26 protein-coding genes are annotated in these 20,118 nt (G+C 49.1%); all 26 read right to left on the reverse strand.

Translation table 11 applies throughout. From position 1 onward, the window contains the following. Nucleotides 1-12: 12 nt before the first annotated feature. The 26 genes from IM638_06880 to rplR all read right to left on the reverse strand — a co-directional run bounded on the left by IM638_06880 (nucleotide 13) and on the right by rplR (nucleotide 20,062). On the reverse strand, nucleotides 13-1,626 hold the full coding sequence (locus IM638_06880; GenBank protein ID MCA6362745.1) for a hypothetical protein: 1,614 nt from the start codon (nucleotides 1,624-1,626) through the stop codon (nucleotides 13-15). A gap of 60 nt (nucleotides 1,627-1,686) precedes the next feature. Beyond that, complete coding sequence (locus tag IM638_06885; protein ID MCA6362746.1) at nucleotides 1,687-2,598, reverse strand: hypothetical protein; 912 nt, start codon at nucleotides 2,596-2,598, stop codon at nucleotides 1,687-1,689. After that, complete coding sequence (locus IM638_06890; protein MCA6362747.1) at nucleotides 2,598-3,503, reverse strand: hypothetical protein; 906 nt, start codon at nucleotides 3,501-3,503, stop codon at nucleotides 2,598-2,600. The genes IM638_06885 and IM638_06890 overlap by 1 nt, the downstream gene beginning before the upstream one ends. 3 nt (nucleotides 3,504-3,506) lie before the next feature. Then, nucleotides 3,507-4,472, reverse strand: a complete 966-nt coding sequence (locus IM638_06895) for a hypothetical protein (GenBank protein MCA6362748.1) — start codon at nucleotides 4,470-4,472, stop codon at nucleotides 3,507-3,509. A 145-nt stretch (nucleotides 4,473-4,617) separates the two neighbouring features. Then, nucleotides 4,618-5,289, reverse strand: a complete 672-nt coding sequence (locus IM638_06900) for a metallophosphatase domain-containing protein (GenBank protein MCA6362749.1) — start codon at nucleotides 5,287-5,289, stop codon at nucleotides 4,618-4,620. Between the two features lie 19 nt (nucleotides 5,290-5,308). Further along, complete coding sequence (locus IM638_06905; protein MCA6362750.1) at nucleotides 5,309-5,587, reverse strand: hydrolase; 279 nt, start codon at nucleotides 5,585-5,587, stop codon at nucleotides 5,309-5,311. Between the two features lie 21 nt (nucleotides 5,588-5,608). Continuing rightward, nucleotides 5,609-5,971 carry a DUF2200 domain-containing protein gene (locus IM638_06910; GenBank protein ID MCA6362751.1) on the reverse strand — a complete coding sequence of 121 codons (363 nt, stop codon included), beginning with the start codon at nucleotides 5,969-5,971 and terminating at the stop codon, nucleotides 5,609-5,611. A 1-nt stretch (nucleotide 5,972) separates the two neighbouring features. Further along, entirely contained in the window at nucleotides 5,973-6,365 is a 393-nt protein-coding gene (locus tag IM638_06915) for a DUF1801 domain-containing protein (protein ID MCA6362752.1), read from the reverse strand. A gap of 58 nt (nucleotides 6,366-6,423) precedes the next feature. Then, entirely contained in the window at nucleotides 6,424-6,759 is a 336-nt protein-coding gene (locus IM638_06920; protein MCA6362753.1) for a hypothetical protein, read from the reverse strand. Between the two features lie 139 nt (nucleotides 6,760-6,898). After that, on the reverse strand, nucleotides 6,899-8,515 hold the full coding sequence (locus tag IM638_06925; protein ID MCA6362754.1) for a VCBS repeat-containing protein: 1,617 nt from the start codon (nucleotides 8,513-8,515) through the stop codon (nucleotides 6,899-6,901). A 135-nt stretch (nucleotides 8,516-8,650) separates the two neighbouring features. Further along, the gene (locus IM638_06930; GenBank protein MCA6362755.1) at nucleotides 8,651-9,976 is read right to left on the reverse strand and encodes a citrate (Si)-synthase, eukaryotic; all 1,326 of its coding nucleotides are present in this window, start codon (nucleotides 9,974-9,976) and stop codon (nucleotides 8,651-8,653) included. 251 nt (nucleotides 9,977-10,227) lie between these two features. Next, nucleotides 10,228-11,517, reverse strand: coding sequence for a phosphopyruvate hydratase (gene eno, locus IM638_06935; GenBank protein ID MCA6362756.1), 1,290 nt, complete (start codon nucleotides 11,515-11,517; stop codon nucleotides 10,228-10,230). 33 nt (nucleotides 11,518-11,550) lie between these two features. After that, nucleotides 11,551-12,696: a glutamine-hydrolyzing carbamoyl-phosphate synthase small subunit gene (gene carA / locus IM638_06940; GenBank protein ID MCA6362757.1), complete on the reverse strand. Its 1,146-nt coding sequence runs from the start codon at nucleotides 12,694-12,696 to the stop codon at nucleotides 11,551-11,553. An 88-nt stretch (nucleotides 12,697-12,784) separates the two neighbouring features. After that, nucleotides 12,785-13,288 carry a 50S ribosomal protein L17 gene (rplQ, locus tag IM638_06945; GenBank protein ID MCA6362758.1) on the reverse strand — a complete coding sequence of 168 codons (504 nt, stop codon included), beginning with the start codon at nucleotides 13,286-13,288 and terminating at the stop codon, nucleotides 12,785-12,787. Between the two features lie 64 nt (nucleotides 13,289-13,352). Then, nucleotides 13,353-14,345 (reverse strand): DNA-directed RNA polymerase subunit alpha, encoded by a 993-nt coding sequence (locus IM638_06950; GenBank protein ID MCA6362759.1) that lies wholly within the window; start codon nucleotides 14,343-14,345, stop codon nucleotides 13,353-13,355. Nucleotides 14,346-14,423: 78 nt separating this feature from the next. Next, nucleotides 14,424-15,026 (reverse strand): 30S ribosomal protein S4, encoded by a 603-nt coding sequence (gene rpsD, locus IM638_06955; GenBank protein MCA6362760.1) that lies wholly within the window; start codon nucleotides 15,024-15,026, stop codon nucleotides 14,424-14,426. Between the two features lie 31 nt (nucleotides 15,027-15,057). Beyond that, nucleotides 15,058-15,471 carry a 30S ribosomal protein S11 gene (gene rpsK, locus IM638_06960; protein MCA6362761.1) on the reverse strand — a complete coding sequence of 138 codons (414 nt, stop codon included), beginning with the start codon at nucleotides 15,469-15,471 and terminating at the stop codon, nucleotides 15,058-15,060. 62 nt (nucleotides 15,472-15,533) lie between these two features. Continuing rightward, nucleotides 15,534-15,911, reverse strand: coding sequence for a 30S ribosomal protein S13 (gene rpsM, locus IM638_06965; GenBank protein MCA6362762.1), 378 nt, complete (start codon nucleotides 15,909-15,911; stop codon nucleotides 15,534-15,536). Between the two features lie 46 nt (nucleotides 15,912-15,957). After that, nucleotides 15,958-16,077: a 50S ribosomal protein L36 gene (rpmJ, locus tag IM638_06970; GenBank protein ID MCA6362763.1), complete on the reverse strand. Its 120-nt coding sequence runs from the start codon at nucleotides 16,075-16,077 to the stop codon at nucleotides 15,958-15,960. 31 nt (nucleotides 16,078-16,108) lie between these two features. Next, complete coding sequence (gene infA, locus IM638_06975; GenBank protein MCA6362764.1) at nucleotides 16,109-16,327, reverse strand: translation initiation factor IF-1; 219 nt, start codon at nucleotides 16,325-16,327, stop codon at nucleotides 16,109-16,111. Between the two features lie 7 nt (nucleotides 16,328-16,334). Next, nucleotides 16,335-17,123 (reverse strand): type I methionyl aminopeptidase, encoded by a 789-nt coding sequence (map, locus tag IM638_06980; protein MCA6362765.1) that lies wholly within the window; start codon nucleotides 17,121-17,123, stop codon nucleotides 16,335-16,337. A gap of 13 nt (nucleotides 17,124-17,136) precedes the next feature. After that, complete coding sequence (gene secY / locus IM638_06985) at nucleotides 17,137-18,483, reverse strand: preprotein translocase subunit SecY (GenBank protein MCA6362766.1); 1,347 nt, start codon at nucleotides 18,481-18,483, stop codon at nucleotides 17,137-17,139. Between the two features lies 1 nt (nucleotide 18,484). Continuing rightward, nucleotides 18,485-18,934, reverse strand: a complete 450-nt coding sequence (rplO, locus tag IM638_06990) for a 50S ribosomal protein L15 (protein ID MCA6362767.1) — start codon at nucleotides 18,932-18,934, stop codon at nucleotides 18,485-18,487. A 22-nt stretch (nucleotides 18,935-18,956) separates the two neighbouring features. Next, nucleotides 18,957-19,136, reverse strand: coding sequence for a 50S ribosomal protein L30 (gene rpmD, locus IM638_06995; GenBank protein ID MCA6362768.1), 180 nt, complete (start codon nucleotides 19,134-19,136; stop codon nucleotides 18,957-18,959). Between the two features lie 12 nt (nucleotides 19,137-19,148). Beyond that, nucleotides 19,149-19,667 carry a 30S ribosomal protein S5 gene (gene rpsE / locus IM638_07000; protein MCA6362769.1) on the reverse strand — a complete coding sequence of 173 codons (519 nt, stop codon included), beginning with the start codon at nucleotides 19,665-19,667 and terminating at the stop codon, nucleotides 19,149-19,151. Nucleotides 19,668-19,705: 38 nt separating this feature from the next. Beyond that, nucleotides 19,706-20,062 carry a 50S ribosomal protein L18 gene (rplR, locus tag IM638_07005; protein MCA6362770.1) on the reverse strand — a complete coding sequence of 119 codons (357 nt, stop codon included), beginning with the start codon at nucleotides 20,060-20,062 and terminating at the stop codon, nucleotides 19,706-19,708. Nucleotides 20,063-20,118 lie beyond the last annotated feature (56 nt).

Below are 20,118 nucleotides of genomic sequence, written 5' to 3' on the forward strand. Positions count from 1 at the left end.
CGAAAATCAAGTTTATCCGTGCATTTTTTTAATCAGTTCGGAAACCGACTTGTTATAGCTATATGGATCGGTTTCCTTACTTACAATGAGTTTCCTGATTATTGTGCGGACAATTTTCTCATTCATTCCATAACATTCGGCAAACAGCGCCCACTCTTCGAAGCTGTGACGATAGGTATTTACAAAGGCTTCATCCACCTGCAAATCAACCATGAGTTTATTCACTGCATGCTTTACCGCATTGCGGCGTATGCCCTGATAATACCGTACAATATGTGCCGAAATACGGGCAAGATAATCGTCGGTTTTGTGGCTGTGTGATGGCGTAATGGTAAGCGCCACATTGCTTTCGGCCAAAGTCAGCAGTGTTTTTCGTGAGCTTCGGTGGTTTTTGCTGCGCGCTATTTTACGTTGTTCTTCATCAGCCACTTTTCTCAGTTTTGCATTGAGCGAGCGGAACCCGAAACGATGGTAAAACCAGTATGCGCCTGAACGTATGCCGTCTTCATTGTCTTTACCAATCTGATAGGCCTCCACTTCAATGCTGTGAAGCGAAAACAACTGATGATACACGCGCAGCAATTGCCCCATAATTACAGCCGATTCGCCGCCCCGGAAAGAGTCGAATATATTGAGGCCAAACAATGCCGTATTACCAAACACCCAGCTGCCGCCATAGGCTGCCGGAAAGCCGTTTTTAAATAACGTATAGCCAATGTACGACTGCAGCGGCAACTGATGCGGAGCAGTCATGCCATACACCGCCACTGAAATGCCGCGTTCGAGTATGAAGTAGCGCAGCGATACAGGCTGCATAAATGTGGACGTATCGGTTTCGCGCATGGTAAGTACCATTGCACGGCGTATTACGGAAATGAGCTGATTACGCTGCGCTGCAGAAAGTGTTTCGGGAGCAGGCAGCGGCGCGTGCAGCAGCTCCTCAAAGTGAATCCGCTTTTGCAACGTATCGTGAAAAAACAAATCAGCATCCTGCACACGATTAAATGCGCGGCTGAAACTAATATGCTGCGCATCAATAGTTACAAATGCGCGAAGCTCCTGCCAGAGCAGATCTTTAATTTTCGGCTGTGCATCAAGGCTGCGCAATTCTGAAAGTATAAAGCGCAGTCGGTTGGCGGGACGTATTCCCAGCGCGTCAAGCAGCTCAATATTATCATCCGATACGGCGGCTTTTTCCTTTTCCACCACGGGTAATGTGGCTTCCAGCACGGCGCTCAGGCTACGTCCACCCTCTTCAAACGAATCGAGCTGCACTGCACAGTGCTTGTCCTCCTCAAGCTGTTCAAGCATATCGGCTGTAAATCGCGCAGTCATTCGTGTAAAAGGTAAACCACAATCCTGCAGGGTTGATTTAGGTTTGGCCTGCATATGCCTGAGCAATGTGGCAATACGTTTCATCTCGCGCACTGCTGCGTCATAAACAAGCCGGTTATCGGGATAAGCCAGCATATACATGAGCATTTCGTGATACGCAAAAAGCTGCTTACCGGCATTGAGCGGTATCACCGAAAGTTGTTTCAGCAATGCGGCTTTCTGTGCAGCAGAAGTTGCATCGAACGTATAAAGCAGGGCGCGTAATGACTCAAGCAGTGAGGCAGGTTTCATTTGTGTAAGATAAAATTACCGGTGCAATTGCACAAACCCGCACCCTCACCTTACCAGAACTCATCTTACCTTACCAAACCCGAAAACAAGTTTGAAATAAAATTTTGTATTGAACGTATCATAATAAAACGGGCCTTCAAAACGCTCCGCAAATACAGGCTCTATGGGTTGAGCCGGGGAAAGATAAAGATCACCGGTATTGGTAACAAACGCATAAATATCATCAAACGGCAACGGACTTTCTTCTTCAGGCAAGAGGTAAAGCGACTGCACGCCATTTTCGGTAATTACCTTGCCGTAGGGTGAAATGCCGTGCATGGCTCTGAAACTTTTTTGAAGTTGCGGAATGCCGAAATAGACATCACAAAACACAAGTTTACCCCGGGCATTTATCTTTCTTACCCCCGCACGCACCACAGGCTGCATCCAAAACTGCATTGTATTACCACTTATTTGCTGCGAAAAAAACACACCACCCGCCAATGCCTGCCAGCCTAAACCCACATGAAAACCTTTGTTTTTCCAGGCCTTCCTCCCCGACCCGGCACCAAAATCGTACGACAAAAAAACAGGCAGCGAAAATGTGCCAAATGCAGATGTAATGTTAAAATCATTCAGGTCAAATGCAGGCGCCGCATTCAACGACAATGCGGAATAAGGCCCAGCAATCAATAACGGATAACGCAGGTTGCAGGTAGCCCCGAGCAGAATACGCCCGCCATTGGGCACAAACCGGTCAACCTTTATAAACGAATGCACATACGGCGGTAAAAAAGGCTGCGTATCATAACGAAAAAGCGGATAATATGCGGGCATACGTACTGCTGGACCGCTTATTGCGCCGGAGAGAAAGGAAAAACCCCATACATGTGTAAGGCGTGCCTGCGCCGCAAGTGAAACACCACCGCAACACATGAAGAGCACAAGCAGCACACGAAAACGCTGACTACATAAATAGCAGTTTGTAGTCATCAGCGGAATGCGTAATTATCTATGCGTTGCCTGGCATTGTGCTCCTTCTCAAGTTTACGGGTAGCGCGTCCGTTATGAATATACAAGCCAAATACAATTTTGAAAGAGTAAGAGGAGTATGCCATTTCCTGCATGCCTTTCCGGCGTTCAAAAATATCTTCGTAAGTGCCATTCCCGGCAAGGCCAAGCGGCACGAACTGAGGTTCGCCGTCTTCATTCTTTTCGTATTGCGAAAGTTGAAATTCGCCCGCCAGATCAGCCTCCGTGAGAAAGCCACCCGGTGTGCGCTGAATTCTGATTGTGCTGAAATAAAAATCAACAAAGTAATGCTTAGCCCTGAAACCTGCCCTGAACACCGGCATTGTCCAAAACTGAGAACCGTAGTCGGAGATTAATGTATTGTCTGTTTTCGTTTTCACAAGGCCGGCTCCGAGAAACTCCCAACCCACCCCCAAATGCCAGCCGTAGTTTTTTTCGGAATACCGGGTGGCCTTGTAGCCAAAATTAAAATCGGCAAGCAGTGGCAACGAAAAATGGCCCAAACGGCCAAGCAGATAAAAAGAGGTAACGCCAAGTGTAGGTGCTGTGCTCAGCGAAAAAGCACTGTTTTTATTTGGTTCCAGATAATTCCAGCGCAGGTTGTAGGTGGCGCTGAAAATAATTAAGCCCATATCACTGTAAAGCCGGTTTACTGTTTCGGTGCGAAGAAAAACAGGATCACCGCCTTGTACAGGGCGCTGATAAATACTGATGACCGACTGGATGTTTTGTGCAGGAGGCGCCACAATGCCCGACAGGATACTTACACCTGCTGAATGAAAAAATAACCGCTCGTGCTGCGCACTGATTTTACCGGCGAACAGCAGAAGCCATACTGCGATAAATGCAAACGCCGGTTTACACATTGGTTATTGCTTTGGCGTTGTGGAATGAAAGGCAAAATCAGGTACAAGATGGTTTTGAACGGGATTTTGACGGTTCTTGCGACCTTCGAGGGTAATGCCAAGTACAATTTTAAAATAGTATTGCGACCATACATTTTCATAGCGGTAATTACCGGCCTGATAATTATCAACGTACCCACCCTGATCGGGCGGCACAGGAGGCATAATCTGATCACCGGGTTTTACATACGTGCCACCCGTACCGCCGCCGCCAGTACCGCCACCCGTGCCGCCAGCACCCACCGTGTAAGGTGTTGAAGTAACGCCGGCAACGGTTTTTTGCCTGTACATGCGACTGAAATACGCATCCACAAATGCACTGCGGCCATTGGGCAGCAAAAAACGCACACCGCCCCGAACCATGGGCACAGACCATACCTCCATGCCAAAATTGGCATTATTGTCGGCCGGCCCGCCATTCACTAGTCCGCTTGCAATCCATTGATAGCCTACACCCACATGAAAACCCCGGTTGGCGCCATTATGCTTCACCGCATTGTGCCCGCGATTGTAATCGGCGAAAACAGGTGCGGTAACATGACCAATGCGCTGTGATGTATTGAAAATACTGGACCCGGCTGAAAAAGGAGTACTGATGGAAATGGAATTGAGATACCCCATTTCAATCAGATTAAGCCGGAGATCATACGTTACACTCAGCACAATAGGGCCGCGATCGGCATACAAACGCTGATACTCTACCGAATAGGCATACGTAGGTGTATAGTTTGGCGACGTAGGGCGATTAAATAAATCGAGTGTGGCTGTGCCGTATTTTGAAGGCGCACCAATGGATCCGAGAAATGGCGTAATACCAATCGAATGAAAAATCCGCTTGCTGAACTGGGCATGAGTTTCGGTAACCGAAAATGTCAAAACCAGTATCAGAATGCAAATAAACCTGTTTGTTAATCTGAAATCGATGTGCATGAGAAGCTGTTATTCATCAATTAAGACGGGAGAAAACAGAATGCGTTGCCTTAATATTATTTAGTTAAAAGTTTAGACTACGATTTAAATATAAGCCTATTCTCCGAATACCACAACACACAATTGCTGACCGGCAGAGACTAATTTACAGGTGGTAAGATATGCTGCGATCTAAAGATCCGGTACTAAAATCAGCCCAAAACACTACAGGTTCATTCTTCAGCACATAATCTTCATCCAGCACCGACGCATTGATAAACAAAGTATCGTCAACCTGCACCTGTCCGTAAGCTTCATGGATATGGCCGCAGATATGCACACCCGGCTTTATTTCCTTTACTTTGAGCAATAAATCTTCGCATCCTACCAGCTGCCCGCGAATGGTGCGGTCGTGAATGGAAAACACCGGGCCGTGTGTAATCAGAATATCCGTATCCGGCGGAATGAGTTGCCAGTGTTTATCAATGTCCTTGCCCCGCTGCCGGTTAAAGGCCCAGTCGAAAAACCACGGCGACACCGGCGAACCCCAGATGTGTATGCCCTCAATCCGTACGCCACTATCGTTGAGGTAAATTACATCATCAGGAATCAGTGCGCGCACCTTTTCTTCAGGATATTGCTCAAATAGAAAATCATGATTCCCGGCAATGAATATTTTGTATGTATAATCGAGCGATGAGAACCAATCCAGAAAACTCTTCACTTCATGTTCTTTTCCGCGCTTGCTTAAATCGCCTGCGTGAATAATTACATCGCCGGGAGGAAGAATGAGTTTATCATGCTGGCCATGTGTATCGGAAATGGTGATGAATTTCATGTTTACGATAAAATTAGCATTACATTTTCTGCTTCCGGTTAATTGCGCGCAATTCTGATTTTAACGGGCTACGCACATGAATTATCATCGCTTTTTCACAGGCTCCGAATTCTTCATAATTCTTCTGTGCCTCATTCAGTGATACCCGGTTTGCCCCTCCGCTCAATTCCCTATTCTGATGTTGCAGCGGATCATCTTCCCAAAAACAAACAGGACAAATAAAATAGGTTCCTCCGGCTTTTTCAGGAAGTGTATTGTGTCTGCAACAAGGACAAGGATATTTTTTGCGTTTTCGCATAATTCAATAATATGTAGAAAATCAGCTCCTCAAAATCTTCTCCAGCTTCTTCCCTTTCGCCAGTTCATCTACCAGTTTATCCAGATAACGCACCTGACGGGTAAGCGGATTATCAATTTCCTCAATGCGGTAACCGCAAATTACACCGGTAATCAGATGCGCATTCGAATTAAGTGTGGCGCGATTGAAGAAAGTTTCGAATGTTACTTTTTCGTCGATGAGTGTTTGTAGTTGGGTTTCGCCGAAACCAGTGAGCCATTCAATCACCTGATGAAGTTCGGCCACCGTGCGTCCTTTGTTTTCGGCCTTTCTCACATAATGCGGATATACCGAAGCAAAAGTCATTCTGGCAATGCGCTCATTGTGTTCGGAAGTGACTTTCATGTTATTTCAGCCGTTCGAGTTTACCTTTGCGCTTCACTAAGTTTTTGTAATCCCACTGAATGTTTCTCGATTTACTCAGCCAGCGGGACAGCTCAGCTGTAGCAATCTCAGAAGTATGGTTATAGAAAACCGATGCATCTTTAAACTTATCCCCTAACACATTCAGATTTTCCTCCTCAAAACCGGCTCCGCTCCAGAACATAAGCCTGATGCCCTTTTTCTGCTTGCTGTAACCCACTATCGGATTACCGTCCAAAAACCAAACCGGATGCGCATGCCAGATTTTGCTTTCGGCTTCGCTAAGTTCAGCGTCAATCAATTTGGCGAGTGTGTTACAGACTGCCTGATCTTCGTTTTCTTGCGCGTTGTTGTATGCAGAAATAGCGGTATTCATACAAAAAAGGATGAGTGATGTGTTTAACGAAGATAGAAAATTGCGGCTCAGGGAAAGGCTATTTCTTATCGCTCAATTGTTCAAAGTGTGCATGAAAGGTGTGCAGCGGCGCTATTTCCCCGGCATACATAAACACGCGCTGAAACGGATCTATTTCTGCGTCAAACCTCACTCCCCCGTTCGGATAAACCCTGAAGGTAACTTTGAGCACGTTGCCGGCTTCTTCACACTTTTCAAGATCAAACGAAGTATTGAGCGGCAAAATCATTTCGCCTGTTGCCGCAGAAATGCCAAAGCCCTTTACCCAATGACTCATTCTGAATTCATTGTCTTCGGTGAGAAGATTGAACTGCGCGTTGAAAACTGGATGTGTTTCGGCAAAGGGATTTTGCATATACAAGTATAGATTGATTTTAGCGATAAGAAACAATGCTGTAGTGGAAAGTGCACTTCAAAACAGTACTTTTCAAAACAGATTCAATATTACCTTAATCAGCAGTTACACATTGCCAGATGAAACAATACTTCCAAGGTTACTTTACAAATAATTTTTGCCGCGTTGAATACTGTCCTTCGCTTACTGAAAGAATATAACACCCGGCAGGAAGGCTACTGATGCTTAATTCCGTTTTTCCTGTCATGGCAAAAGCTCGCATTACCAGTTTACCTGTGGCATCCAGAATTTGTATCTCGGCGCCGGGCGCACACTCTACATATACAAGTTCATCAGCAGGTTGCGGATAAACTGTAAAATCAGAAGCGTCATCTGCCAATTGCGGCACAGATACAGTTACACACAGTGAGTCAATTTCCGACTGCGGAAGGTAGCCTGTGCGAAATACATCGTGCCGGAACATAAGCCATTCGGGGCAACTGCCGGCGCCGGCTTCAATCATAAATGCTTTCCCAGTGTTCAGCGAATCGGGTGTGTAGGTGCCGTAGCCCGCTACCACAAATACATCCATCGTTCCGTTCCTGTCGAAATCAGCCACCAGCGGGCCGTGATCGACAAGCAAATAAGGCAATCCGGGCGGGAACTGCGGAAAGAGATTAAGGTTCCACAGTAATCCGTTGTATGGCTCAACCGCAATTACTTCGCCCATAAAATAGCCCGCTACAAGGTCAAGCGTATCGTTCCCGTTTATATCGGCAATGGCACATCCTCTGAACGATGAAAACGTGGTTGAATACGACCATTCTGTACTGCCTGTAATGCCGTCAAGTACCCATATCCGTTCATCAAATGTGACCCAATCATTATTCGTAACCACTACTTCAAGCGAACCGTCGCCGTCTAAATCCGCCACAGACAATGCAGCCATGCAACTCTTAGGAATACTTCTCGACCACAACACCGAACCATTTTGCACATTGAGCGCACGCACCAGACCATTGTTCGAACCAATTACATATTCCAGATCGCCATTCCCGTCCACATCAGCCACTGCGCCGCCATGATAAGCATTGTACGTTGAAGAGTCAGTGGTAAAGTTTGTCCAGATTGTATCTTCCGACACATAATCATAAGCCCACACATACAATCCGTTTAAGTTGTAGTGGCTGGCCATGATGATGTCTAATCGTCCGTCGGTATTCACATCCACCAAAGCAGGTTCGGTTTGAATGGTGGAGCCATTGGGATCAACCTGAATGGTTTTGTTTACCGTTCCGTTTTCGCCGTTTACAATGCGCAACTGCCCGTTGAAATTGCAGAAGAAAATTTCGGGAAAGGGATCAGCATCAATGTTTGCCACAACTGGCGGCGAATCGCCTCCGCCCGAAGGCACACTCCAGATTAATTGTCCGCTGGCTCCGTTAATACAAAACAAGGTTGGATTGCAGGAACCGTTCACGATTACGTCAAGCGTATCATCGTTGTTTACATCGTAAATTAACGGAGCTACATCACCGCATCCGCCAATATCAAAAATCCACTTCACTGACCCATCTTCGGCATTGAGGCAATGCGCTTTGCCATCGTTGGTATAGGTGGTAAATACAATTTCGTAGTAACCATCCCCATCCATATCAGCCGCAGCCGACGAGCCAAAAGCGGGTGCAGTGAGCGGGTATGTCCAGTCGATTGAAGGGATCTGAGCAACCAGCGAACTCGCCAGAAATAATGCAGGAAAGAGTAAACGGAGGTTCATACTGGTAATGTACAAATTAAGTGTTGCATTTCTTATGCTGGTTATCAGTGAAAAAGTTACAGGAAGTTTTTTTTGCATAAAAAAACTCCTGCCTCAATAATGAGGCAGGAGTTGACATATAGCAGTACAATCAAATTACGCGTTTACAGCTGCAATTTTTTTCTTGATACCTTCTGTGGTAATAGAACCCGGACGCTCAATCGGATGACCGAGGGCGCGATCCCAGATGAGTGACGCAAGTACACCAAGCGCACGAGATACACCGAAAAGAACGGTGTAAAAATCAAACTCGGTGATACCAAAGTGCATAAGCAGCGCGCCCGAATGAGCATCTACGTTCGGCCAGGGGTTTTTGATTTTGCCTGTGCCTTCGAGAATGGGCGGTGCTACTTTATAAACCATCTGCACAATTTCGCAGAGATTATCTACACCATACGGCTCTTTGATGTAGCGGTTGTAGAAATCCTGCTGTGCGCTGAAACGCGGATCGGTTTTGCGCAGTACGGCGTGACCGTAACCGGGCACTACACGGCCAGCTTCGAGGGTTTCTTTGATGTAGGTGGCAATCTGCTCTTCGGTGGGAAGTTCAGCGCCAATTTCTTCGCGCATTTTCAGAATCCACGCAATTACTTCCTGGTTGGCGAGGCCGTGCAGCGGACCGGCAAGGCCGTTCATGCCTGCAGCAAATGCGAGATAAGGGTCGCTCAGTGCCGAGCCTACGAGGTGAGTAGTATGTGCGCTTACATTACCGCCTTCGTGGTCGGCGTGAATGGTCATGTACAAACGCATCAGGCGCTTCACATCAAACGCATCGTAGCCCATCATGTGCGCCAGGTTGGCCGCCCAGTCGAGTTTGGGATCAGGTTCAATGTGTTCGTTGTTGTGATATTTTTTGCGGTAGATGTAAGCAGCTACGCGGGGCAAACGTGCAATAAGATTCATTGAATCTTCGTACACATAATCCCAATAATCCTTTTTACCCACACCTTCGCGGTATGCTTTAGCAAACAGCGATTCGGTTTGCATGGCCATAACCGCAATGCTGAACATGGTCATGGGGTGTGTGCTTGCCGGCAGTTTATCAAGTGTATCAAACACATGCTTGGGCACAATTGCGCGGCGCGCCCAGTTGTTGCTGATGTCGTATGCTTCTTCTTTGGTGGGCAGTTCGCCTACAAGCATGAGGTAGAAAATACCTTCGGGCAGCGGTTCGGTACCGTTGGGTGCCTTGGGCAGTTTTTCACGTAATTCAGGAATGGAGTAACCACGGAAACGAATGCCTTCTTCAGCATCGAGCTTCGAGGTTTCGGTTACCAGGCCGGTAATGCCTTTCATGCCCTGATACACCTGCGCCACGGTGTATTCGCCTAATTTCACATCACCGTGTTCTTTGATGATGTTCTTTACTTCGGCCGCCATCGGCCGCGCTTTTTCAATAAATTTTTCCTTCAAACTGTCCATAATGTCCGAGTCGCCTTTGCCGGATTGTGCTGTTTTTGTGTATTTGCTCAAAAGCCCTTAAAAGTAGGGAGCAAGAAACGTTTGTGCAACCTTTCGCGGCGTTTTTGTGAAACTTTTGTAATAACAATCTGCACCGCTAAAAGTTTGAGCCTGCACGGGCGTATCTGCTTCGTATTTCCTGCAATAGTAAGGCACCAATACCTTTCGGTACGGTGCCTTACAAGGAATTAATGCGCATTTAAGCCGCCGCCTCAGGGCACATACTTAAACATCTTGCCCAGATAACGCGCCGAACCACCAAGCTGCTCTTCAATGCGAAGCAACTGATTGTACTTTGCAATCCTGTCGGAACGCGATGCAGAGCCGGTTTTGATTTGTCCGCAGCTTAGCGCCACCGCCAGATCAGCAATGGTGGTATCTTCTGTTTCGCCTGAGCGGTGGCTCATCACGCTGGTATAAGCGTGCATGTGTGCCATCTGCACGGCATCAATCGTTTCGGTGAGCGTGCCAATCTGGTTTACTTTTACCAGAATGGAGTTGGCCACACCGTTTACAATGCCTTCGGCAAGGCGGTCGGTATTGGTTACAAAAAGATCGTCGCCTACCAGCTGCACCTGTTCGCCAAGCGCGTTGGTGAGGTTGCTCCAGCCGTTCCAGTCGTCTTCGGCCAAACCGTCTTCAATGCTCAGAATCGGGTATTTATTGCACCACTCGGTCCAGTAACCTACCATTTCGTCGCTGGTGAGTTCGCGCTTGTCTGACTTGTGGAAAATGTATTTGCCGGCTTTTGCGTCGTAAAACTCGGTGGCAGCGGCATCCATGGCAATGAAAATATCTTCGCCGGGTTTGTAGCCTGCTTTTTCAATGGCGCGGAGCACATACTCAATGGCTTCCTCGTTTGAAGGGATGTTGGGCGCAAAACCGCCTTCATCGCCCACGTTGGTGGCGTAGCCTTTGTCTTTGAGTACCTTTTTGAGGTGGTGGAATGTTTCCGTGCCCATGCGTAAGGCATCGCTGAAATTATCAGCCCCCACGGGCATAATCATAAACTCCTGAAAGTCGATGCCATTGTCGGCATGTGCACCGCCGTTGAGAATGTTCATGAGCGGAATGGGCAGCAGCATGGCATTTACACCGCCTACATAGCGGTAAAGCGGCTGGCGGGCTTCTTCGGCAGCTGCTTTGGCCACGGCAAGCGATACACCCAGAATCGCATTGGCACCCAGCTTTGCTTTGTTCGCGGTTCCGTCAAGCTGAATCATTTTTGCATCAATGGCTGCCTGATCAAAAATATACATCCCGTTCAGCTCTTCGCGCAGTACGGTATTGATGTTGTTTACGGCCATGAGCACGCCTTTGCCCAGAAAAGCCTTGGCATCGCCGTCGCGAAGTTCTACCGCTTCGTGTGCGCCGGTAGATGCACCGGAGGGCACAGCCGCACGGCCCAGCGTGCCAGAGTTGGTAATTACGTCCACCTCAACGGTGGGATTGCCGCGCGAATCGAGAATCTGGCGGGCCTGTATGGATGCAATGAAACTCATTGTATGAGATTTGAAATTATTTCAATGGTTAGATCAGGCATGAACGGGTGCTTTCACCGCATTCATGTTTTCCACAAACTGGTCAAACAGGTAACGCGCATCGTGTGGCCCCGGATTGGCTTCGGGGTGATACTGCACACAGAACACGTTTTTTACGCGGTGGCGCAGGCCTTCAATGGTGTTATCGTTCAGGTTGATGTGGGTAATTTCTATGTCGGGATTGTTGGCCACATCTTCTGCTTTCACCGCAAAACCGTGGTTTTGCGAAGTAACTTCTGATTTTCCGGTGATGAGGTTTTTAACCGGATGGTTAATGCCGCGGTGCCCGTTGTGCATTTTGTAAGTGCTCAGTCCGAATGCCTGTGCAATGAGCTGATGCCCGAGGCAAATGCCAAACACCGGTGTACCGCTGTCGATCAGGGCTTTTACCGTAGCTGTTTCGTTAGGCATTACGCCCGGATCGCCGGGGCCGTTAGAAATCATGTAGCCATCAGCCCCCCAGGCCATAATTTCGGCTGCAGGTGTGTGCATGGGGAATACTTTCACAAAGCAGCCGCGCTCGGTGAGGCAGCGTACAATGTTTGTTTTCACGCCAAGATCAAGCAGGGCTACTTTCAGCGGTGCGTCGGCATTACCGGCCGTGTAGGCTTCTTTAGTGGAAACTTTCGACGAAAGCTCCAGACCGGCCATCGAGGGCACTTTGGCCAGTTCGGCCTTGAGGCTTTCCACATCGAGGTTGCTGCTCGAAATAATGGCGTTCATGGCGCCGCGCTGGCGGATGTGGCGCACAATAGCGCGTGTATCCACTTCGCAAATACCCACCACACCCTGCTCCACGAAATAATCGCGGATAGATTTGTGCGCACCGGGGCGGGAGTAGATTTCGGAGAACTTCTTGCACACCAGGCCGGCAATTTTAATTGAGCCTGACTCCACTTCGTCGTTGTGGATGCCGTAGTTGCCAATGTGTACGCTGGCCGCAGTTAAAATCTGGCCATAGTAGGAAGGATCGGTAAAGATTTCCTGATAACCGGTCATGCCGGTATTGAAGCAAATTTCGCCGGTAGTAGTTCCAATGGCTCCGGCGGCTTTACCGTGAAACACGGTTCCGTCTTCGAGCACCAGCACGGCGGGCGGCAGGGCGGTGTATTTAAGGCGGTGTGATTTTGTTTCTTCCACGAGTTGTTTTGGTTTTTCAGATAAAAAAAACGGGATGAGGCAAAATTACCCGATCCCGTTTTTGTGTTGAAATCAACTTGCTGACAACTTATTCACCTGCGTTTTCGGTTGAAGTTTCAGCGGTGCCTTCGGCTTTCTTGGTTTTACCACGGCCACGGCGTGTTGTTTTGGCTTTCTTGCCATCCGATTTGCTGTTGAGCAGGAGTTCATTGTAGTCCACAAGCTCAATGAGGCACATATCGGCGCTGTCGCCACGACGGCGTGCAGCGGGGCTCGGGTTTACCGAGAGGCTGTAGCGGATAATGCGGGTGTAACCACCGGCGCGTGTAGCTACTTTCGGACCTACTTCTTTGAAGAGTTCGGTTACGGCTTCTTTGCTCTGGAGGTAGCTGAACACTGTACGACGGTTGTGCTGGCTGTCGTCTTTTGCGCGGGTAATGAGCGGCTCCACGTAGCTGCGGAGGGCTTTAGCTTTGGCAACCGTGGTATTGATCCGCTTGTGCATGATCAGCGAACTTGCGAGGTTCGACATCAGGGCAGCGCGGTGGCCGTCCTTGCGTCCCAGGTGGTTGTTTTTGTTACCGTGTCTCATGGTCGGTTATTCGGTGTTGTATCAGCTATGCGTCACCTCACGGTTGCACGGCCGAATTTTGGTATTAGTCTTTATCGAGTTTGTACTTCACCACGTTCATGCCGAAGTGCAGGCCTTTGCTGGCTACGAGTTCTTCAAGCTCGGTGAGTGATTTCTTACCGAAGTTGCGGAACTTCAGAAGATCGTTTTTGTTGAAAGAAACGAGGTCGCCAAGGGTTTCCACGTCGGCCGCCTTGAGGCAGTTCAGCGCACGTACGGAAAGATCCATATCAACCAGTTTGGTTTTGAGCAACTGGCGCATGTGCAGCGAATCTTCATCAAACTCTTCGCTTGAAGCCTTCTCTACCGTGTCAAGAGTGATCTTGTCGTCTGAGAACAGCATGAAGTGGTGGATGAGGATTTTGGCCGCTTCCTTGAGTGCATCTTTCGGGTGGATCGAGCCGTCGGTAACGATTTCCATTACCAGCTTCTCATAGTCGGTTTTCTGCTCTACACGGTAGTTTTCCACGGCGTATTTCACGTTGCGGATGGGTGTGTAGATGGCATCAATCGGAATGAGACCGATAGGAGCGTTAACCGGCTTGTTTTCTTCGGCGGGTACATAGCCGCGGCCTTTCTCGATGGTGAGCTCAATTTTGAGTTTCACCGAAGGCTCCATGTTGCAGATCACGAAATCGGGATTGAGCACCTGGAAGCCTGAAGTAAATTTACCGATATCGCCGGCAGTGAGCTGAGTTTTGCCGGTGATGTTCACCACCACTTTCTCACTTTCGGTTGATTCGATCTGGCGCTTGAAACGCACCTGCTTGAAGTTAAGAACGATCTCGGTAACGTCTTCCATTACGCCTTTGATCGTTGAGAACTCGTGCTCCACACCTTCGATACGGATGGTCGTGATGGCGTAGCCTTCGAGCGACGAGAGCAGGATGCGGCGAAGCGCGTTACCGATAGTGATGCCGTAGCCCGGCTCCAGCGGACGAAACTCGAAGAGGCCTTCGGTTTCGCTTGACTGGATCATGATCACCTTATCGGGTTTCTGAAATGCGAGGATGCCCATAGTGGTTCTCCGTTGTATGCGGTTGATGTTCGGTTTTAATTGGTGGAGGCTGTTTACGCCGCCTCCCCGCGCCACTCATTATTTCGAGTACAATTCAACGATGAGCTGTTCTTTGATGTTTTCCGGAATCTGTGTACGCTCCGGGAAACTTACAAATTTGCCTTCCATCGTTGAAGCATTGAACTCCAGCCAGGGGAAGTTGCTGCCCGCGCCAACCGAATTATTGATTGACTCGAGGGCTTTCGACTTCTCACGAACGGCTACCACATCACCCGGCTTAAGGGTGTATGAGGGAATGTTTACCAACTCGCCGTTAACGGTGATGTGACGGTGTGACACAAGCTGACGGGCACCGGCGCGGGTGGGCGCAATGCCGAGACGGTAAACCACGTTATCCAGACGGGCTTCGATAAGCTGCAGAAGCACCTCACCGGTAATGCCTTTTGAACGTGATGCACGCTCGAAAATCAGAGCAAACTGACGCTCAAGAATGCCGTAGGTGTATTTCACCTTCTGCTTCTCATTGAGCTGGATGGCATATTCTGATTTCTTGGCACGCTTTCCGGCCTGACCATGCTGGCCGGGACCGTAATTTTTCTTTTCCAGCGCTTTAGAAGGACCATAGATGGCCTCTTTGAAGCGACGGGCGATTTTGGTTTTGGGACCGATATATCTAGCCATTGTTTTTCGCTGTTACAGGTAATGATTTGGATTATACGCGACGGCGTTTGGGAGGACGGCAGCCGTTGTGCGGAATCGGTGTGATGTCCACAATTTCGGTTACTTCCAGACCAGAGGTGTTCAGCGTACGGATCGCTGACTCACGGCCTGAACCGGGTCCTTTTACAAACACTTTTACTTTGCGCAGACCAGCTTCGTAAGCTACTTTGGCGCAATCGGCAGCAGCCGTTTGTGCAGCATACGGAGTGTTCTTCTTCGAGCCGCGGAAGCCCATTTTACCTGCGCTTGCCCACGAAATTACCTGACCGGAATTGTTGGTGAGCGAAATGATAATATTGTTGAAGGTGGCGCTGATGTGAGCCTGGCCTACAGCATCGACTTTCACGACGCGCTTCTTGGCTACTACTTTGCCACCGCCTTTGCCGGATTGTTGTTGTTTTGCCATGATGTTTGGTCTTTTACGCCGCCTGTTGTCTCACGACAAGAGCAGCGTGAATATCGTTACAATTACTTGGTTGCCTTTTTCTTGTTAGCAACAGTTTTACGCTTGCCTTTGCGGGTACGTGCGTTGTTCTTGGTGGTTTGTCCGCGAACGGGCAGACCAAGACGGTGACGAACGCCACGGTAAGCGCCAATATCCATCAGGCGTTTGATGTTCAGCTGTGTTTCAGAACGCAGCGCACCTTCCACTTTCAGGTTATCGTTGATGTAGTTACGAATCTTTGAAAGCTGATCGTCGTTCCAATCCTGAACCTTGGTGTCAAAGTTAACACCAGCTTCGGTGAGAATTTTGCGGGCTGTTTGGCGACCAATACCAAAAATGTAGGTCAGTCCGATTTCGCCGCGCTTGTTTTTTGGTAAATCAATACCAGAAATACGTGCCATTTTTTTGTTTATGTACTGTTAGAGGTAGTCCGAATCCTTTACCAGATTAGCCTTTCTGGCGTTGCTTGAACTTAGGATTCTTCTTGTTGATCACGTAAACGCGACCTTTGCGGCGCACAATGATGCACTCTGCGCTGCGTTTCTTTACTGATGTTCTGACTTTCATTTCAGGTCAGGTGTTTTGGGCCTTTCGGCGTTTATTTGTAACGATAAGAAATGCGTCCTTTGGTAAGATCGTAAGGTGAAATCTCCACCTTCACACGGTCGCCGGGAAGAATTTTGATGTAATACATCCGCATCTTTCCGGAGATATGGGCGGTTATCACGTGGCCGTTCTCAAGCTCAACGCGGAACATCGCGTTGGAGAGGGCTTCTATGATAGTGCCGTCCTGTTCAATAGATGGTGTTTTCGCCATGTATGGTTTACAATTCGATCTTTTGTTCTTTTAATACCTGCTCGATCTCTTCGAACGATGACAGTATTTCTGCTTTACCCTGGCTCAGCGCAACCGTATGCTCGAAATGAGCAGATGGCTTGCCGTCGGCCGTTGTAATTGTCCAGCCGTCGCGTTCGTGACGGACTGATTTTGTGCCCATGTTAATCATCGGCTCAATAGCAATTACCAGACCCTCCGACAACTTGGGCCCGCTTCCGCGGCGGCCAAAGTTAGGAACTTCCGGCGGTTCATGAAGATTCCGCCCTATTCCGTGTCCAACCAGTTCACGAACCACTCCGTATCCATGCTTTTCGGCATGGCTCTGGATTGCTTCGCTTACATCGCCCAACCGGTTTCCCGCAGCTACCTTTTCAATGCCTTTGTAAAGGCTTTCCTTGGTAACGCGCAACAGCTGCAGCACTTCGGGCTTCACCGTGCCTACCGGAATTGTGTAAGCCGAATCGCCGTACCAGCCGTTCAGAATCACACCGCAGTCAACTGATACCACATCCCCGTCTTTAATTTCATATTTGCCGGGAATGCCATGTACCACTTCCGCGTTCACACTTGTACAAAGTGTGCCGGTGAATCCGTGAAACCCCTTGAACGCCGGAATTGCTCCGTGATCGCGGATAAAGGTTTCGGCAATTCCGTCGATGTACAAGGTTGTTACACCGGGACGAATATGCCTTGCCACTTCCGCAAGGGTTTTGCCAACAAGTAAAGAACTCTGTCGTATTAATTCAATTTCTTCCTGCGTCTTGAGCTGGATCATGGTAATGCCGGGCTTAGAACTGTCCCTGCTGCTGTGCCATGCCCACGCTTGAGCGTCCTTTAATACGGCCTGATTTCATCAGACCATCGTAGTGACGCATGAGCAGGTAACTTTCGATCTGCTGCAGGGTATCAAGCACTACACCCACAAGGATGAGGATACTGGTACCGCCGTAGAACGAAGCAAATTCGGGCAGGATGCCGAGCTTTTCAGCAATGGCGGGCAGGATGGCTACGAAAGCCAGCATAATTGAGCCCGGCAGAGTGATGCGCGACATGATCTGGTCAATGAATTCAGCGGTTTTCTTACCGGGTTTAACTCCGGGAATGAAACCTTCGTTGCGCTTCATTTCCTCGGCCATTGTGTTCGGGTTAACCGTAATGGCGGTGTAGAAATAGGTGAAGGCAATGATGAGCAGTGCAATTACAATGTTGTAAGCCAGACCGTAGTGATCGCTGAAAGCGCGTACAAACCAGTTGGGCTCATCGCCGCTGCTGGCAAAACCAACAAGCTGAATCGGAATCATCAGAATTGCCTGAGCAAAGATGATCGGCATTACACCTGCAGCATTCACTTTCAGCGGAATGTAGTTACGCTGACCGCCGTACTGACGGTTGCCTACAATGCGCTTGGCAAAGTGAATAGGAATACGGCGTGTGCCCTGTACCATGAGGATACAGCCTACAATTACGAGCAGCAGGATGGCAAGCTCAACCACAAACACGATCAGACCGCCGCCGCTGCCTGAAAAACGGCTGTCGAACTCCTGAAGCAATGCCTGGGGCAGGCGCGCCACGATACCGATCATAATGATGAGCGAAATACCGTTGCCAATACCTTTGTCGGTAATCTTTTCACCGAGCCACATGGTAAACATCGTACCTGTAACAAGAATGAGTACCGACTGGAACCACCAGAAGCCTGAAGGATCTGCAACGGCGCCGGTTTTATCAACTACTTGTGTGCCAATGTAACCCACAGCCTGAAGGGCAGTAATTACAACGGTGAGGTAGCGTGTGTATTGATTGATTTTCTTGCGGCCGCTTTCGCCTTCACGCTGCATACGCTGGAAGAAAGGTACTGCCATGGTGAGCAGCTGCAGGATAATTGATGCCGAGATGTAAGGCATAATACCGAGCGCCAGAATAGAAGCATTCTGGAAAGCACCACCTGAGAAAATATTAATCAATTGGAGAATGCCTTCTCCTCCATCACTATCGAGTTTGTCGGGATCAACGCCAGGCAGAACCACGAAGGTTCCGAGACGGAAGATCAGCAAAAAGCCCAGCGTATATAAAATACGCTGGCGCAATTCCTCGATCGAGAAAATATTCTTTATGGTCTCGATGAACTTCTTCATATCAGAGAGTTGTGGCTGAACCACCGGCAGCTTCAATAGCAGCTTTGGCAGTGGCCGAGAAGGCGTGAGCGGTTACGGCAGCTTTGGCTTTCAGTTCGCCGCGGCCGAGGATTTTGATGCGGTCGTTTTTAGAAACCAGACCGGCAGCGATGAGATCAGCCGGAGCAATGGTGCTCAGTGCTTTTTTCTCGATCAGTTGCTGGAGTACATCGAGGTTGATGCCTTTGTACTCTACGCGGTTGATGTTCTTGAAACCGAATTTGGGAACACGGCGCTGGAGGGGCATCTGACCACCTTCAAAACCGCGTTTGGCTGAGTAACCCGAGCGCGACTGAGCGCCTTTGTGACCACGTGCCGCGGTACCGCCTTTGCCGGAGCCCTGGCCACGGCCAAGACGTTTGCCCTGGTTTTTGGTAGAACCTTTTGCGGGTGTAAGGTTGCTTAAGTTCATTTCGTTACGATATTGAATGTGATCAGATAGTTTCCACTTTCACTAAGTGCTGTACTTTGGCAACCATGCCAAGCACTTGCGGCGTGCCTTCTTTTACAACCGAGCGGTTCATACGCTTCAGGCCGAGGGCGATGAGCGTCTGCTTCTGACGCTCGGGATAGTCGATGCAGCTCTTAATCTGCGTGATTTTGATCTGGGCCATTGTGTGTACAGGTTAGCCGTTGAACACTTTATCCATTGAAATGCCACGCTGCTGAGCAACGCTGTGGGCATCGCGGAGCTGCATCAGGGCCGCCATTGTAGCTTTTACTACGTTGTGCGGGTTTGATGAGCCTTTGCTCTTCGCGAGTACGTCGGTAATACCAACGCTCTCAAGCACGGCGCGCATAGCACCTCCGGCAATTACACCGGTACCGTGCGAAGCGGGCTTGAGGAATACGAGCGAGCCGCCGAATTTACCTTCCTGAGGGTGCGGAACAGAACCGTTCACGATGCACACCTTTACGAGGTTCTTCTTGGCATCTTCAATTGCCTTGGTGATTGCGTCGGTAACTTCCTTCGCTTTACCGAGACCGTAACCTACCACGCCTTTTTCGTTACCTACCACTACGATAGCGGTAAAACGGAAAGCACGGCCGCCTTTGGTTACTTTGGTTACACGCTGCACGCCAACCAAACGATCTTTCAGTTCGATGTCGCTGGACTTGACGCGTTTTACGTTAACATTTGCCATTTCTGCTGTTGCATTAACCCTTCACAGGGGATGATTCATTAGAATTGAAGACCTCCTTCGCGTGCTGCCTCGGCGAGTGCTTTCACTCGGCCATGGTACAGGTAACCACCGCGGTCGAATACGATGGTAGTGATACCGGCTGCGATAGCTTTCTGGGCAATTGCATTGCCCACCAGCTTGGCCTGATCGATTTTGTTTACTTTCTGGCCGGCGATCGCTTTCTCGCGAGATGATGCGGCTACAAGGGTAACACCTTTGGTATCGTCGATGATTTGAACGTAGATATCCTTGTTGCTGCGGAATACGCTCAGACGCGGCGAGGCTGTCGTGCCCGACAGGCGCTTGCGGATGCGCATCTGGATGCGTTTGCGGCGTTGTTCTTTTGTAATTGCCATTGTTCGTGGTGTCTTTATCGCCCGGATTTGGCCGGGAGCCCCTCAGGGGTGTGTAA

The sequence above is a fragment of the Bacteroidota bacterium genome (assembly GCA_020402865.1).
Lineage (GTDB): Bacteria > Bacteroidota > Bacteroidia > Palsa-965 > Palsa-965.